We start from the raw sequence: 15,557 nt of genomic DNA, 5'->3' as shown, positions 1-15,557 counted from the left end.
GCTCCATTCTACGTGTGAGGCGGCCGCCGACCGAGGCGCGGGGCGGCGCTCACGTCGCGGGATCAGGGTCGGATGGCGGTGGTGGCCCGGTCACGCAGTGTGAGGTCGGGGTGCGTCGCGGCCGATCGCCATCCCGCCGCGGTGAGAACCTCGCGGACGGGCGCTCCCTGCACCTCGGCGTGCTCGATGATGATCGTGCCGCCGGGGTGCAGCAGCCGCAGCCCGACGCGGGCGAGCACACGCACGACGTCGAGGCCGTCCTCGCCGCCGTACAGCGCCTGCGGCGGATCGTAGAGGCGCACCTCAGGGTCGCGCGGAATCGCCTGCGCGGGGACGTACGGCGGGTTCGACACCAGAACGGAGACGCTCCGATCCAGTTCGGCGAACGCGTCCGCCAGATCGGCGAAGACGAGCCGAGCGTTCGGCGCGTTCACGCGGGCGAAGTTCTCCTTGGCCCAGATGAAGGCGTCGACGGAGTTCTCCGCGGCATGCACCCGTGCGTGCGGGACCTCGGTCGCCATCGCCAGCGCGATCGCGCCGGAACCCGTTCCGAGATCGACCGCGACCGGCTCGGGCGATGCGCTGGCACGCAGTGCGTCGATGGCCAGCTGGGCGACCATCTCGGTCTCGGGGCGCGGCACGAACACGCCGGAGCCCACGGAGAGCTCCAGATGCCGGAACGGCGCCACACCCGTCAGATGCTGCAGCGGCTCGCGTGCCGCACGGCGCTCGACGAGGCGCATGAGGCGCTCGAGCGCGCCGGTGTCGATCTCGGCCGCCCGGATGGCGGCGGCCTGCACCTCGCCGCGCCCGACTCCCAGCACGTGGGCGACGAGCAGCTCCGCATCGACCCGCGGGTCGACGATGCCGGCGCGCGCGAAGCGCGCCGAGACGTCTCCGAGGACGACGTCGATCCGCGAGGTCGCAGGCGCGTGGACGTGCTGATCGGAAGGCGTGGAAGGGCACATGAGCCCGCCCAGCCTACCCGCTGCGTCATACTCGGCCTTCGACGGGATTGCTCCCCTAGGCTGGGCGCACCTCGTCCCCGACTCGAAAGGTCGCGTCATGCCCGGCATCCACTCCGACATCACCTCCGCGTTCGGCGAGACGCCTCTCGTGCGTCTGAACCGCGTGACGGAGGGCGTCGACGGCGTCGTCCTGGCCAAGCTCGAGTTCTACAACCCCGCCTCCAGCGTGAAGGACCGCCTCGGGATCGCGATCGTCGACGCGGCGGAGGCATCCGGCGAGCTCAAGCCTGGCGGAACGATCGTCGAGTCCACGAGCGGCAACACGGGCATCGCCCTCGCGATGGTGGGAGCCGCCCGCGGTTACCGCGTCATCCTCACCATGCCCGCCTCGATGTCGAAGGAGCGCCGCATCCTGCTCAAGGCCTTCGGCGCCGAGCTCGTGCTCACCGACCCCACGAAGGGCATGTCGTTCGCGGTCGACGAGGCCAAGCGCATCGTCGCCGAGACCCCCGGCGCCGTCTGGGCCCGCCAGTTCGAGAACGAGGCGAACCCCGCCATCCACCGCCGCACCACGGCCGAGGAGATCCTGCGCGACACCGACGGCAAGGTCGACTACTTCGTCGCGGGCATCGGCACGGGCGGCACGATCACGGGTGTCGGCGAAGTGCTCAAGGAGCGCGTGCCGGGCGTGAAGATCATCGCCGTCGAGCCCGCCGACTCCCCCATCCTCACCAAGGGACACCCGGGACCCCACAAGATCCAGGGCATCGGGCCGAACTTCGTCCCCGCCATCCTCAACCGCGACATCATCGACGAGGTCATCGACGTCGAATTCGACGACGCGATCCGCGTGGCTCGGGAGACCGCAGCCAAGGACGGCGTGCTCGTGGGCATGTCCAGCGGCGCCGCGATCTGGGCGGCCCTCCAGATCGCCGCGCGCCCCGAAGCCGCCGGCAAGAACATCGTCGTCATCATCCCGTCCGCGGGTGAGCGCTACCTCACCACGGCGCTGTTCGAAGACCTCCGCGAGGACTGATGCCGGTCGCCGTGGTTCGCCGCATCCGGGAGGACATCGCCGCCGCCCGGATGCGCGACCCCGCCGCGCGCGGCGGGGTGGAGATCGCCCTGCTGTACCCCGGACTCCACGCGATCTGGGCGCATCGCGTCTGGCACGCGCTGTGGCGCCGACGGCTGCGCTTCGTCGCACGGGCGGGCTCGCAACTCACGCGATGGCTCACGGGTATCGAGATCCACCCCGGCGCGCGGATCGGACGCCGCTTCTTCATCGATCACGGCATGGGTGTCGTGATCGGCGAGACGGCGGAGGTCGGTGACGACGTCATGCTCTACCACGGCGTCACCCTCGGCGGCCGCCAACGCGAAGGGGGCAAGCGGCACCCGACCCTCGGCGACGGTGTCGCGGTCGGCGCAGGCGCCAAGATCCTGGGGCCCGTCAACATCGGTGCGCACAGCGTCGTCGGCGCCAACGCCGTGGTCACCCGCGACGCCCCCGCCGACAGCGTGCTCGTGGGCGTACCGGCGAAGGCGCGGCCGCGGGGGCGCGGCGAAGACACCCGTGCGCTGCTGACCGCCCCCGAGTACTCGATCTGACCCGCGACGTCCGCACGTCCCACTCGGGCCTCGGCGCCGCATCCGCATCACCGGGGCACTCCCGTACCGCCGGTCGTGCACACGTCGCGGCACCGTACGCTCGGAGGATGACCGAGCTGCACGAGCTGTCCCTCGTCGAGCTGGCGCGGATGCTGCAGGGCGACGAACTGGGCCCGCTCGATCCCACTCGGCACTACCTGTCGCGCATCGCCGCGCGCGCGGATCTGGGCGCGTTCGCCGAGGTCACCGCCGACGCCGCGCTCCAGCGTGCGGAAGAGCTCGCCCGCGCGACCGCGCGCGGACCCCTCTACGGCGTCCCCCACGCCGACAAGGATCTCGTGGCGCGGGCCGGCGTCCCCACGCGCTACGGCTCCCGTGCCCGCGCGGATCACGTCCCGGGCGTGTCCGATCCGCTGGCTGTCGCCCTCGACGCCGCGGGCGCCGTGAACGTCGGCAAGACGGCGACGAGCGAGTTCGGCCTCACCGGCTACACGGAGCCTCGGATCGGGTCACCGGCGCGCGATCCCTGGAATCCGGCGAACGGCGCCGGCGGCTCGAGCGGCGGCGCGGCGGTCGCCGTGGCCGCGGGTCTGCTGCCGGCCGCCGTGGGCTCGGACGGCGGCGGCTCGATCCGCATCCCCGCGGCGACGGTCGGCGTCGTGGGTCTCAAGCCGTCCCGGGGTCGTCTGCCGATCGGCTCGGGTCTGGACTCGCCCGACCAGCTCGCCGTGACGGGGCCCCTCGCGCGCAGCGTCGCCGATGCCGCCTTCCTGTTCGACGTGCTGGCGCAGCTCGCGCCATACCCGTACGCGACCGCGGCGCCCGCATCAGGCAGTCTCCTCGACGCCGTGCGGCGCGCAGCGCAGCCCTCACGCATCGGGGTCACGACCGTCTCCCCGTGGGACGACGACGAGGACATCCGCCTGGACTCCGATGCGCGCGAGGCCGTCTCGCGAGCCGCAACCTGGCTCGCCGGCGACGGACACGAGGTCGAGGACGCATCGTGGCGCCCGCGAGGCTACGCCGCCATGTTCCGCCGACTGTGGCGGGTCAGCGCGGCGCGGATCCCGCTGTCGGACACAGACAGCGATCTCGTCGAACCGCTGACCGCGTGGCTGGTGGAGCAGGGGCGCGAACTGTCGGGCATCGAGACGTTGGAGACGCTGAGCGCCGCGCGGGCGTTCGAACGTCAGACCGTCGCCGCCTTCGCGCCGTACGACGCGGTCCTCATGCCCGCCCTCGCGCAGTCGCCGCGCCCGGTGGGCTGGTACGACGGGCATGACCCGCTGCGTGCTTTCGCACTCCAGGTGGAGTACGCGCCCTACTCGAGCTTCGTCAACGTCGCGGGGCTGCCCGCGGTGACGCTGCCGGTGACCGCCACCGCATCGGGGCATCCGGTGTCGGTGCAGCTCGTCGGTCGCCCCGGCGGCGAAGCAACGATCCTGTCGCTCGCGGCTCAGCTGGAGGACCGCCGCGGCGCGCTGCCGCATCCACCCGCGTGGTGACGCAGAGGGCTCACTCTCCCGCGAGCGCCGCCAATCGCGCCTCTTCGTCCGCGGCGATGGCGGAGTCGATGATCGGTCCCAGCGCACCGTCCATGACCTGGTCGAGGTTGTAGGCCTTGTAGCCGGTGCGGTGGTCGGCGATGCGGTTCTCGGGGAAGTTGTACGTGCGGATGCGTTCGGAGCGGTCCATGCCGCGGATCTGCGAGCGTCGCGCATCGGATGCGGCGGCGTCCCGCTCCTCCTGCTGCTTGGCGAGCAGGCGGGCGCGCAGCACCCGCATCGCCGCCTCGCGGTTCTGCAGCTGGCTCTTCTCGTTCTGCATCGAGACGACGATGCCCGTGGGCACGTGCGTGATGCGAACAGCCGAGTCGGTCGTGTTGACCGACTGGCCGCCGGGGCCTGAGGAACGGAAGACGTCGATCTTCAGATCGTTCTGATCGATCTGGATCTCCTCCGGCTCATCGACCTCGGGGAAGACGAGGACGCCGGTCGTCGAGGTGTGGATGCGGCCCTGCGATTCGGTGGCCGGGACCCGCTGCACGCGGTGCACACCGCCCTCGTACTTCAGGTGGGCCCACACACCGGCGGCGGGGTCGGTGCTGGAGCCCTTGATCGCCACCTGGACGTCCTTGTATCCGCCCAGATCCGATTCGTTGCGCTCGAGCAGCTCGGTCTTCCACCCCTGAGATGCCGCGTACTGCACGTACATGCGCAGCAGGTCCGCCGCGAACAGTGCGCTCTCGGCGCCGCCTTCGCCGGCCTTGATCTCCATGATCACGTCGCGCGCGTCATCGGGATCGCGCGGGATCAGCAGGCGTCGCAACCGCTCCTGGGCCGCGTCGCGCTGCTCCTCGAGCGCGGGCACCTCGTCGGCGAACGCCGCATCCTCGCCCGCGAGCTCACGAGCCGCCGCCAGGTCGTCGACAGCACCCTGCCACGCCTCATACGCGTGGACGATGCGGGAGAGCTCGGCATAGCGCCGGTTCACCCGCTTCGCCCGCGCGGCGTCGGCGTGCACGGCCGGGTCGGAGAGTTCCTCCTGGACCGCCCTGTGCTCGTCGAGGAGTCCGCGGACGGACTCGAACATGCCGGAATCGGACACGGCCGACGGGATCAGCGGATGTTGTTCTCGTGACCGTGCGAGTGCCCGCCCGAGGCCGGAGCCGGGATGGACTTCTGCATCTGCACGAGGAACTCGACGTTCGAGGACGTCTCCTTGAGCTTGCCCAGCACGACCTCGAGGGCCTGCTGCGGGTCGAGACCCGCCAGCGCGCGCCGCAGCTTCCAGGTGATCTTCACCTCGTCCGCCGACAGCAGCATCTCTTCGCGACGCGTGCTCGACGCGTTGACGTCGACCGCGGGGAAGATGCGCTTGTCGGCGAGCTGACGGCTGAGCCGCAGTTCGCTGTTGCCGGTTCCCTTGAACTCCTCGAAGATGACGTCGTCCATCTTCGAGCCGGTCTCCACCAGCGCGGTCGCGAGGATCGTCAGCGAGCCGCCGTTCTCGATGTTGCGCGCAGCGCCGAAGAAGCGCTTGGGCGGATAGAGGGCCGCGGCATCGACGCCGCCGGAGAGCACCCGACCGCTCGTCGGTGCCGACACGTTGTACGCGCGGCCCAGGCGGGTGATCGAGTCGAGCAGCACGACGACGTCCCGGCCGAGCTCGACGAGACGCTTGGCGCGTTCGATGGCGAGCTCGGCGACCGTGGTGTGGTCCTCGGCGGGGCGGTCGAAGGTCGAGGCGATGACCTCGCCCTTCACCGTGCGCTGCATGTCGGTGACCTCTTCGGGGCGCTCGTCGACGAGCACGACCATGAGGTGGACCTCGGGGTTGTTGTGGGCGATCGCGTTGGCGATCTGCTGCAGCACGATCGTCTTACCCGCCTTGGGAGGCGCGACGATGAGACCGCGCTGGCCCTTGCCGATGGGAGCTACGAGATCGATGATGCGCTGCGTCAGCTTCTCGGGGGCCGTCTCCAGGCGCAGACGCTCCTGCGGGTAGAGCGGGGTGAGCTTGCCGAACTCGACGCGTTCGGCGGCATCCTCGACGGAGAGGCCGTTGATCGCGTCGACCTTGACCAGCGCGTTGTACTTCTGACGGCCCGACTGCTCGCCCTCGCGGGGCTGCTTGATCGCGCCAACGACCGCGTCGCCCTTGCGGAGGTTGTACTTCTTGACCTGGCCGAGCGAGACGTAGACGTCGCTGGCGCCCGGCAGGTAGCCGGTCGTACGCACGAAGGCGTAGTTGTCGAGCACGTCGAGCACGCCGGCGATCGGGATGAGGACGTCGTCCTCGCCGATCTCCGTCTCGAACTCGTCGTTCTGGCCCTGACCTCGACGCTTGTTGCGCTGACGCCCGCGACCGGACTGCTGTTCGTCGTCCTCCGCGGCGGCGGGAGCGACGTTCTGGCTCTGGTTCTGCTGACCGCCCTGACCGTTCTGGCCGGCCGCGCCCTGTGCGTTCTCGCGACGGTTCCGGTTGCGGCTGCGGCTGCGGCTACGGCTACGGCCGCTCTGCTCGCCCTCGGCGTTCTGCTCGGCCTCGGCGCCGGACGCGTTCTCGCCCGAGGCGTCGGCGGCGGGTGACGCGTCGGCTGCCTCGGCGGGCGCGGTCTCGGACTCGGCCGGCGCGGCATCCGTCGATGCGACCTCGGCGGCGGCTTCCGGAGCCACGGGCTCTGCAGCGGCGTCGGCGGTCTCAGCCGGGGCCTCTTCGGGGGCGGCAGCGGACTTGCGTGCGCGGCGCGGGGCCTTCTTGGCCGGCGCCTTCGCGGGCGCCGCTGCGTCGTCCGCGGCGGGGGCGGCTTCGGCGGGTGCCTCAGCGACCGGAGCCTCGGATGCCGCGGGCGCCTCCTCGGCGACCTCGGCCGCGGCGGCATCCGCCGCGGGCGCCTCAGCGCTCTTGGCCCGACGAGGGGCGCGCTTGCGCGGCGCCTTGACCGGGGCCTCGGCGACGGCGGCATCCGCGGCGGGCGCCTCGGATGCGGGCGCCTCGGTGGCGGGGACGGCCTCGGCGACGGTGTCGTCGACGTTGGCGTCGGTGGACTGGATCTCGGAGATGGACTCCACGAGTACTCCCTTGATGAAACGTGTGTCAGCGCGTGACCGCACAGAAAGCCCAACAGACAGGCATTCGTCTACACCCAGCGCATGCTCGGGATACGCGCGACGGCATCGCGGGGATGTGTCGCGGGTATGAGTGCAGGGGTCACGCGGCCGGTTCGCAGATTGCGACGGAGGCCAGATTCACGTCAGTGACGTGGCACCCTCCGCGTTGTCCCTCACTGTACCACCCTTGAAGTCGACCGCGAGCATGAGCGCCTCCCACGGAGTGTCCGCGTGCGCGGCGACCAGCTGGGCGGCTTCCAGCCGGCGTCCGGGGCCGTCGGCGAGCACGAGGACGGACGGTCCCGCGCCCGAGACGACCGCCGCGAACCCCTCCCGACGCAGCGCCTGTATGAGGCGATCGGTCTCGGGCATCGCCGCTGCGCGATAGCTCTGGTGCAGCTTGTCCTCGGTGGCGGCCATGAGCAGCTCGGGGCTCTGCGTCAGCGCCGCGATCAGCAGCGCCGAGCGCGAGACGTTGAACACCGCATCCGCTCGGGAGAACTGGTCGGGCTGCAGGCCGCGCGCGACCGAGGTCGACATCGTGAACTCCGGCACGAAGACGATCGGGGACACGCCGCGATGCACCAACAGCTTCTTGTGCTGCGGACCGTTCTCGTCGACCCACGCGATCGTGAGCCCGCCGAAGAGGGCGGGCGCGACGTTGTCGGGGTGGCCTTCGAGTTCCGTGGCCAGTCTCAGCAGGGTGTCGGCGTCGAGATCCGCCTCACCCTCGAGCAATCCCTTGGCGGCCAAGAGCCCCGACACGACGGCGGCGCCGGAGGAGCCCATCCCCCGTCCGTGCGGAATGACGTTGCGGGCGCGCAGGCGCAGGCCGGGCATCGGCAGACCCGCATCCGCGAAGGCGTAGGCGATGGCGCGCACGACGAGGTGCGACCCGTCGCGCGGCACCTGCTCAGCGCCGGCACCTTCGACCTCGATCTCGAGCACGCCCGGCTCGAGGGCCTCGACTTCGAGCTCGTCGTAGACGCTCAGCGCGAGGCCGAGCGTGTCGAACCCGGGGCCGAGATTGGCGCTCGTAGCGGGCACGCGCACTGTCACCGCGCGACCCACGGCGACCGTCATTGAGAGCCCTGCGGGGCGAGCTCCAGCACCGAGGCGACCTCCGAGACGGAGTTGTCGACAACGGTGGGAGCGACCTCGCCGCCGGATGCGTCGCGCAGGGCCCACTGCGGGTCCTTGAGACCGTGGCCGGTGACGGTGAGCACCACGCGGGCGCCGGCGGGGATCACTCCGGCCTCAGCGCGATCGAGCAGACCCGCGACGGAGATCGCGGATGCAGGTTCGACGAAGACGCCGACCGTCTCGCTCAACAGCTTCTGCGCGGCGAGGATGCGGTCGTCCTCGATGGCGCCGAACCAGCCGTCCGTGGCGTCGCGCGCCTCGAGGGCGAACTGCCAGGAGGCGGGGTTTCCGATGCGGATGGCGCTGGCCACCGTCTCGGGGTTCTTGACGACCTCGCCGCGCACCAGGGGCGCGGAGCCGGCGGCCTGGAGTCCGAACATCCGCGGCACCTTGGTGGAGACGCCGCGCTCGGCCTCTTCGGTGTAGCCGCGCGTGTAGGCGGTGTAGTTGCCCGCGTTGCCGACGGGCACGATGTGGAAGTCGGGGGCGTCGCCCAGCTGGGAGACGACTTCGTAGGCGGCGGTCTTCTGACCGTCGATACGGTCGGGGTTGACCGAGTTCACGAGGTGCACCGGGTAGGCCGCGGCGAGCTCGCGCGCGATCTCCAGGCAGTCGTCGAAGTTGCCGCGGATCTGGATGAGCTTGCCGCCGTGGGCGACGGCCTGGCTGAGCTTGCCCATGGCGATCTTGCCCTCGGGCACGAGAACGGCCGCGGTGATGCCCGCGTGCGCCGCGTAGGCGGCGGCCGATGCCGAGGTGTTGCCCGTGGAGGCGCAGATGACGGCCTTGGCGCCGTGCTCCACCGCGCGCGAGAGCGCCACCGTCATGCCGCGATCCTTGAACGAGCCGGTGGGGTTCATGCCCTCGAACTTGACCCAGACCTCGGCACCGGTGCGGTGCGACAGTGCCGGTGCCGGGATCAGCGGGGTGCCGCCCTCGCCGAGCGTGACCACCGTGGAGGCGTCGGTCACGCCGAGGCGGTCGGCGTACTCGCGGAGGACTCCGCGCCAGAGGTGTGCCATGTCAGTCTCCTTCTACCCGCAGGACCGAGACGACCCGCTCGACGACGTCGCTGTCCGCGAGTCGGTCGACCGTGTCGCTGAGATCCTGCTCGCGTGCTTTGTGCGTTCCTATGACCAGGCGTGCCCGGCCCGAGTCTGCGCCGTCCTCGGCGATGACCGTCTGCTCGACCGTCGCGATCGAGACGTGCCCCTCGCTCAGGGTGCCGGCGATGTGGGCGAGCACGCCCGCCTGGTCGCTGACCTCGAGCGTGATCTGGTAGCGCGTCTGCGCGTGGCCGATCGGCAGGACCGGCAGGTTCGCGCGCGTGGACTCTCCCACCCCCACGCCGCCGGCGATGTGCCGACGGGCCGCGGAGACGACATCGCCCAGCACGGCGGATGCGGTCTGCACTCCGCCGGCGCCGGCGCCGTAGAACATGAGCGAGCCGGCGGCCTCCGCCTCGACGAAGACCGCGTTGTTGGCCCCGTGGACGCTGGCGAGCGGGTGCGAGCGCGGCACCAGCGCCGGGTAGACCCGGACCGAGATCGCCTCGCCCGTGGGCGAATCCTGGCCGGTCAGCCGTTCGCAGACCGCGAGCAGCTTGATGACGTAGCCGGCGTGGCGAGCCGCATCCATCATCTGCGTGGTGATGGCAGTGATGCCCTCGCGGTGGACGGATTCGAGCGGGACAGCGGTGTGGAATGCGAGCGAGGCGAGGATGGCCGCCTTCTGCGCCGCGTCGTAGCCCTCGACGTCCGCGGTCGGGTCCGCCTCGGCGTACCCGAGCGCCTGCGCCTGCGACAGGACGTCGGAGAACTCCGCCCCCTCGGTGTCCATGCGGTCGAGGATGTAGTTCGTGGTCCCGTTCACGATGCCCATGATGCGCTGCACGCGGTCGCCGGCGAGCGAGTCGCGCAGCGGGCGGATGATGGGGATGGCGCCGGCCGCCGCCGCCTCGTAGTAGACCTGCGCACCGACCTGATCGGCGGCGTCGAAGATCTCGGAGCCGTAGGTGGCCAGCAGCGCCTTGTTGGCCGTCACGACGTCTGCGCCGGAGTTGATCGCCTGCAGCAGGTGGGTCCTCGCCGGCTCGATGCCGCCGATGAGCTCGATCACGATGTCGGCACCGACGATCAGCGACTCGGCATCGGTCGTGAAGAGCTCCTGCGGAAGGTCCACGTCGCGCGGGGCGTCGACGTCGCGCACCGCGATGCCGGCGAGCTGGAGACTCGCTCCCGCGCGGTCCGCGAGCTCGTCGCCGTGCTTGAGCAGGAGAGCTGCGACCTGCGACCCGACGGCACCGGCTCCCAGCAGAGCGACGCGGAGGTGGCGATGGTCGATCATGAATCACCTTTCTGCGCGAGGACGGCATCGCGGGCGAGAAGATCATCGACCGTCTCGCCGTGCACGATGACACGCGCCTCGGCGTCACGCACCGCGACCACCGGGGGCCGCGGCATGTAGTTGTAGTTGCTCGACAGCGAGAAGCAGTAGGCGCCGGTGGCCGGCACCGCGAGCAGGTCGCCGGGGGCGACGTCGGCGGGGAGGTACTCGGCGTTCACGACGATGTCGCCCGACTCGCAGTGCGAGCCGACCACGCGCACGAGGGCGGGAGCCGCGTCGCTGACACGGGAGGCGATGCGGGCGGAGTAGTCGGCGCCGTAGAGCGCGGGACGGGCGTTGTCGCTCATCCCGCCGTCGACGCTGACGTAGGTGCGCACAAGCCCGTCGCCGAGGGCCACAGGCTTGACCGTTCCGACCTCGTACAGCGTGACACCCGCAGTTCCGACGATCGCGCGCCCGGGTTCGAACACCAGGGTCGGCACGGGCACGTCGAGGCGCGCACACGTCGAGGCGACCGCATCCACGATGGCATCCGCGAGCTCCTCGATCACGGCGGGCCGCTGGTCGCGCGTGTAGGCGATGCCGAAGCCGCCGCCGAGGTTGAGAACGTCGAGACCGCCGAGCTCCGCGTGGAGGGCGACCAGACGCTCGGCGGATGCGGCGAAGCCCTCCGAGCCGAAGATCTGCGAGCCGATGTGGCAGTGCAGCCCGACGAGCTCGACGCCGGGGATGGCGCGCACCAGAGCCGCCGCCTCACGGGCGCCGTCCAGAGAGAAACCGAACTTCTGGTCCTCGTGCGCCGTGGCGAGGAAGTCGTGGGTCTCGGCATGGATGCCCGTGTTGACGCGGATCAGCACCGGCTGCCTGCGGGAGGCACCGTCGGTCACGGACGCGAGCCGGACGATCTCGTCGACGCTGTCCACGATGATCGTGCCGATGCCGATCTCGACGGCACGTGCCAGCTGGCTCGCAGACTTGTTGTTGCCGTGCAGACCCAGCAGCGCAGGGTCCGCACCCGCGGCCAATGCCACCGCGAGCTCGCCGGGGCTCGCGACGTCGATGCGCAGCCCCTCCTCGAGGACCCACTGCGCGACCGCCGCCGACAGGAAGGCCTTGCCGGCGTAGTAGACGCGCGCTTCGGCTCCGTGGCGGGCCGCGGCCCGCTGGAAGGCCGCCAGTGTGCGGCGGGCCCGGCCGCGCACCTCGTGCTCGTCGAGCACATAGAGAGGAGTGCCGAAGCGGGCGGCGAGCTCGCCCGCATCCACGCCGCCGATCTGCAGTCGACCATCCCGGCGGGAGGCCGATGCGGGCCACACGAGGGGCGCGAGGTCGTTCGCGTCATCCGGCACGAGGAGCCACTCTTCGGCGGCGGCGCGGTCGTGCGAGGAGGACACTACGAGACCCAATCGGTGGTGAAGGGCGGCGGGATTCTCAGCGGCGGCGGAGCCGTCAGGACACCCGACGCGAGTCCCTTGAAGTCTAGGGCACCGCCCATGCCGCTCCCGCCATGCGTCAGGCGCAGCTGCCCTTCTCCCTCGCACCGGCATCGGTCAGCAAGTCGCCCGCGATGTCGAAGTCGGCGGAGAGCCGATCGCCGTGCACGGCGACCCGGCTGAGAGTGAGGCCGCGAGGCAGGTACTGCGCGACGCACACCCGGTACCCGGCCAGCAGAGGATCGGCGACGGAGCCGAACTGCGCCCGCAAGCCGTCCGCGGTCACCTCGGCACCCGCGACGCTCAGCGACACCGGAGTCAGCACGAGCTGCCCGTCCGCGGACGACGGGGTGAGCGCGACGTCCACCGGCACCGCGACACCGAACACCGACAGCTGCGAGGAGGCACGGACGTCGGGCTCGGCGATCGTGAGCCCGTCGATGGACACCGGCGCGGCCTCGGCCAGCAGCGGTCGCAGCTGCTCGGCATCCAGCGACACCGTCGCCTCACCGGAGCTGAGTGTGAAGGGAGCGCGGATGCCGAGATCGTGAAGGGTCACCGACACGTTGCCGGTGAAATCTCCGATCGTCACGTCGTCGGCGGAGATGCGCACTTCTCCCACCTCGCCCAGCGCAAGATCGAGCAGCAGCGAGGGATCGGCGATGTCCACGTCGATCTGCTGATCCGCGGCAAGGTCGAGCCGAGAGACGAGCTCGCTGCTTCACGGCCTTCGTCACGAGGTCGCGCGCCACCCACTCCCCCGCGAAGAACGCGGCGACGATGAGCAGCAGCACCGCCAGCACCGCGATGAGCCACGGCCACCGGCGGCGCCGGCGGGCGGTGCGGGGCGCATCGTCCTGGTCGTCGAACAGCCCCATCACCTCGCTCATCTCACATCCGTTCGGGCGCGCTGACGCCGAGCAGGTCCAGCCCGTTGCGCAGGACCTGGCCGGTCGCGTCGTTGAGCCACAGACGCGTGCGGTGCAGGTCGGTCACCTCGTCGTCGCCCAGCGGGATCACGCGGCAGTTGTCATACCACCGGTGATAGAGCCCCGCGAGCTCCTCGAGGTAACGGGCGATGCGGTGAGGTTCGCGCAGGTCTGCGGCGAAGGCGACCAGCCGCGGGAACTCCTGCAGTGCGCCCAGCAGCGCCGACTCGGTCTCGTGGGTGAGCAGCTCGGGCGCGAACGCCGTGCGCTCGACCCCGGATGCGGCGGCGTTGCGCGCCACGTTGTGGGTGCGCGCATGGGCGTACTGCACGTAGAAGACGGGGTTGTCGTTCGTGCGCTTCTGCAGGATCTCCGGGTCCAGCGTCAGCGGGGAGTCGGCGGGGTACCGTGCCAGCGAGTAGCGCAGAGCGTCCGTCCCCAGCCAGGCCCGCAGATCGTCCAGCTCGATGATGTTGCCCGCGCGCTTGGACAGGCGGGCGCCGTTGATCGAGACGAGCTGACCGATCAGCACCTCGATGTCCTTCTCGGGGTCGTCGCCCGCAGCTCCCGCCAGCGCCTTGAGCCGGTGCACGTAGCCGTGGTGGTCGGCGCCGAGCAGGTAGATCTTGTGGGCGAAACCGCGATCGCCCTTGTTGAGGTAGTAGGCCGCATCCGCCGCGAAGTAGGTGTACTCGCCGTTCGAGCGGCGGATCACGCGGTCCTTGTCGTCGCCGAAGTCCGTAGTGCGCACCCAGACGGCGTCGTCCTGCTCGAAGACGTGGCCCTGTTCCCGCAGGCGCTCGACCGCCTCGTCCACGAGGCTCGGCGAGCCGGCGTGCAGCGCCCGCTCGGAGTACCAGACGTCGAAGTGCACGTTGAACTGCTCGAGGGATGCCTGGATCTCGCCGAGCTGCAACGCGTACGCGAGCTCGGTGGTGAATGCCAGCTGCTCCTCGGGCGAGGCGAACAGCACGCCGCCGGGCTCGCCGTTGACCTCCGCCGCGCGCACGCGCTCAGCCAGGTCCTGGATGTAGGCGCCGACGTAGCCGTCCTCCGGAGCCGGCTCGCCCTTCACCGCGGCGAGCACGGAACGGCCGAAGCGCTCCATCTGGGCGCCCGCGTCGTTGATGTAGAACTCGCGCACGAGGGTGGCGCCGCTGGCCAGCAGCAGCCGGGCGATGGCATCGCCGAGGGCTGCCCAGCGGGTGTGGCCGATGTGAAGCGGGCCCGTCGGGTTCGCGCTGACGAACTCCAGGTTGATCGAGTTGCCGCGCTGGGTGGTGTTGGAGCCGAATGCCGCGCCCGCCTCGACGATCACACGCGCGAGCGCACCGGCGGCCGCGGCATCCACACGGATGTTGATGAAGCCCGGGCCGGCGATCTCGACGGAGGCGACGCCGGGAACCTCACCGAGAGGACCCGCGATCTCCGCGGCCAGCTCCCGCGGGTTCGCTCCCACCTGCTTCGCGAGCTTCAGTGCGATGTTCGACGCCCAGTCGCCGTGGTCACGATTCTTCGGACGCTCGAGGACGATGTCCGACACCGCCACCTCGACACCGGGGCGTCGCGCCTCGACGATCGGTGCGACGACGGCGTGCAGGGCTGCGGAGAGCTGTTCGGGATCCATAGGCGTCCCATTCTACGTTCGTCGGCAGCGACGCCCCGGGCCGCGCAGGCCGGATGCTCAGGACATCGACACGAGCGACGCGTGATCGTCTACGGCCTCGGGCGCGTCCTTGACCGTCGCGTCCACCTCGAGCCGCTCCAACCCCACATATCCGCCGTGGTAGCTCAGGAACGCGCAGTCCGCCGCATCCCGGCCTGTCCCGATCCGCACGAGAGAGGTTCGCGGGGCTAGCCGAGTGGCATCCACGACGCTCCATTCGCCCTCGACGAGAACCTCGGCGACGGCGTGGAAGTCCATGGGATCGAGGCGCGGCGCGTAGCAGGCGACATACCGCGCGGGCACGTCCATCGCGCGTAGCAGCGCGATGACGAGATGGGCGTAGTCGCGACAGACGCCCTGCCCGCTGGCGAGGGTCGTGACGGCGCTGTCGGTGCCGAGACTCATACCCGGGGTGTAGGTGACGCTCGTGGCCACGAACTCGGAGACGGCCTCCACGAGAGCGCGACCGCTCAACCCGCGGAACAGTCGCCGCGCCGTGGCGAACACCTCGTCGGACTGGGCGTAGCGGCTCGGGCGCAGAGCCGTGATGGCGTCGATCTCCGTCGTCGCAGGCTCCGCCCCGGCGCCCACGACCGCCTCATACCGCACCTGAAGGGGGCCGGCCTCACCCGTCAGGCGGTGCAGGCGGTTGCCGGCCGCGTCCACGAGCTCCCTCGGCCTCAGCTCGCGCCCGTCCTGCATCACGCTCAGTCGCTCGCTCAGAGCCCCCGCCGAGCGTGCCACCGCGATCTGCAGAATGAGGTCGACGGAGGAGCCCAGTTCGAGGTCGAGCTCGGCTCTCACATGGCGCTGCACCGGCCCATCCTCGCACGCGCGTCGAGGCCCGA

The 15,557-nt window shown here is 70.9% G+C and carries 12 protein-coding genes and 1 pseudogene; 3 read left to right on the top strand and 10 right to left on the bottom strand.

Features of this window, described 5'->3' with window-relative positions; genetic code table 11:
* Nucleotides 1–62: 62 nt before the first annotated feature.
* On the bottom strand, nucleotides 63–968 hold the full coding sequence (gene prmC, locus AC1VNH_RS15880; protein ID WP_483112514.1) for a peptide chain release factor N(5)-glutamine methyltransferase: 906 nt from the start codon (nucleotides 966–968) through the stop codon (nucleotides 63–65).
* 97 nt (nucleotides 969–1,065) lie between these two features.
* Here prmC and cysK point away from each other — a divergent pair, with 97 nt between their 5' ends.
* From cysK to AC1VNH_RS15865, 3 genes are all read left to right on the top strand, one after another.
* Nucleotides 1,066–2,004, top strand: coding sequence for a cysteine synthase A (gene cysK, locus AC1VNH_RS15875; protein ID WP_483112513.1), 939 nt, complete (start codon nucleotides 1,066–1,068; stop codon nucleotides 2,002–2,004).
* Entirely contained in the window at nucleotides 2,004–2,579 is a 576-nt protein-coding gene (gene epsC, locus AC1VNH_RS15870; RefSeq protein WP_483112512.1) for a serine O-acetyltransferase EpsC, read from the top strand. Before cysK ends, epsC begins: the two co-directional genes overlap by 1 nt.
* A gap of 107 nt (nucleotides 2,580–2,686) precedes the next feature.
* Nucleotides 2,687–4,084 carry an amidase gene (locus AC1VNH_RS15865; RefSeq protein ID WP_483112511.1) on the top strand — a complete coding sequence of 466 codons (1,398 nt, stop codon included), beginning with the start codon at nucleotides 2,687–2,689 and terminating at the stop codon, nucleotides 4,082–4,084.
* A gap of 10 nt (nucleotides 4,085–4,094) precedes the next feature.
* On the opposite strand, the gene prfA is transcribed toward AC1VNH_RS15865, so the two are convergent.
* The 9 genes and pseudogenes from prfA to AC1VNH_RS15820 all read right to left on the bottom strand — a co-directional run bounded on the left by prfA (nucleotide 4,095) and on the right by AC1VNH_RS15820 (nucleotide 15,525).
* Nucleotides 4,095–5,171: a peptide chain release factor 1 gene (prfA, locus tag AC1VNH_RS15860; protein WP_243227098.1), complete on the bottom strand. Its 1,077-nt coding sequence runs from the start codon at nucleotides 5,169–5,171 to the stop codon at nucleotides 4,095–4,097.
* 26 nt (nucleotides 5,172–5,197) lie between these two features.
* Nucleotides 5,198–7,153, bottom strand: coding sequence for a transcription termination factor Rho (gene rho / locus AC1VNH_RS15855; protein ID WP_483112508.1), 1,956 nt, complete (start codon nucleotides 7,151–7,153; stop codon nucleotides 5,198–5,200).
* A gap of 177 nt (nucleotides 7,154–7,330) precedes the next feature.
* Nucleotides 7,331–8,275, bottom strand: a complete 945-nt coding sequence (gene thrB / locus AC1VNH_RS15850; protein ID WP_483112506.1) for a homoserine kinase — start codon at nucleotides 8,273–8,275, stop codon at nucleotides 7,331–7,333.
* Entirely contained in the window at nucleotides 8,272–9,357 is a 1,086-nt protein-coding gene (gene thrC, locus AC1VNH_RS15845) for a threonine synthase (RefSeq protein WP_483112505.1), read from the bottom strand. The genes thrB and thrC overlap by 4 nt, the downstream gene beginning before the upstream one ends.
* Before the next feature lies 1 nt (nucleotide 9,358).
* A complete protein-coding gene (locus AC1VNH_RS15840; protein WP_483112502.1) occupies nucleotides 9,359–10,681 on the bottom strand; it encodes a homoserine dehydrogenase in 1,323 nt (440 codons plus the stop codon).
* Nucleotides 10,678–12,075 carry a diaminopimelate decarboxylase gene (lysA, locus tag AC1VNH_RS15835; protein WP_483112500.1) on the bottom strand — a complete coding sequence of 466 codons (1,398 nt, stop codon included), beginning with the start codon at nucleotides 12,073–12,075 and terminating at the stop codon, nucleotides 10,678–10,680. The genes AC1VNH_RS15840 and lysA overlap by 4 nt, the downstream gene beginning before the upstream one ends.
* Before the next feature lie 118 nt (nucleotides 12,076–12,193).
* A pseudogene (locus AC1VNH_RS15830) lies at nucleotides 12,194–12,820 on the bottom strand (LmeA family phospholipid-binding protein); the annotation flags it as partial.
* Nucleotides 12,821–13,005: 185 nt separating this feature from the next.
* Complete coding sequence (locus AC1VNH_RS15825; protein WP_483112499.1) at nucleotides 13,006–14,670, bottom strand: arginine--tRNA ligase; 1,665 nt, start codon at nucleotides 14,668–14,670, stop codon at nucleotides 13,006–13,008.
* A 57-nt stretch (nucleotides 14,671–14,727) separates the two neighbouring features.
* Nucleotides 14,728–15,525: a transglutaminase-like domain-containing protein gene (locus tag AC1VNH_RS15820; protein ID WP_483112497.1), complete on the bottom strand. Its 798-nt coding sequence runs from the start codon at nucleotides 15,523–15,525 to the stop codon at nucleotides 14,728–14,730.
* Nucleotides 15,526–15,557 lie beyond the last annotated feature (32 nt).

The sequence above is a fragment of the Microbacterium sp. KU4F genome, assembly GCF_056868075.1.
The sequence above is the reverse complement of the archived record's forward strand: the minus strand, read 5'-3'. Positions and strand labels throughout refer to the sequence as shown.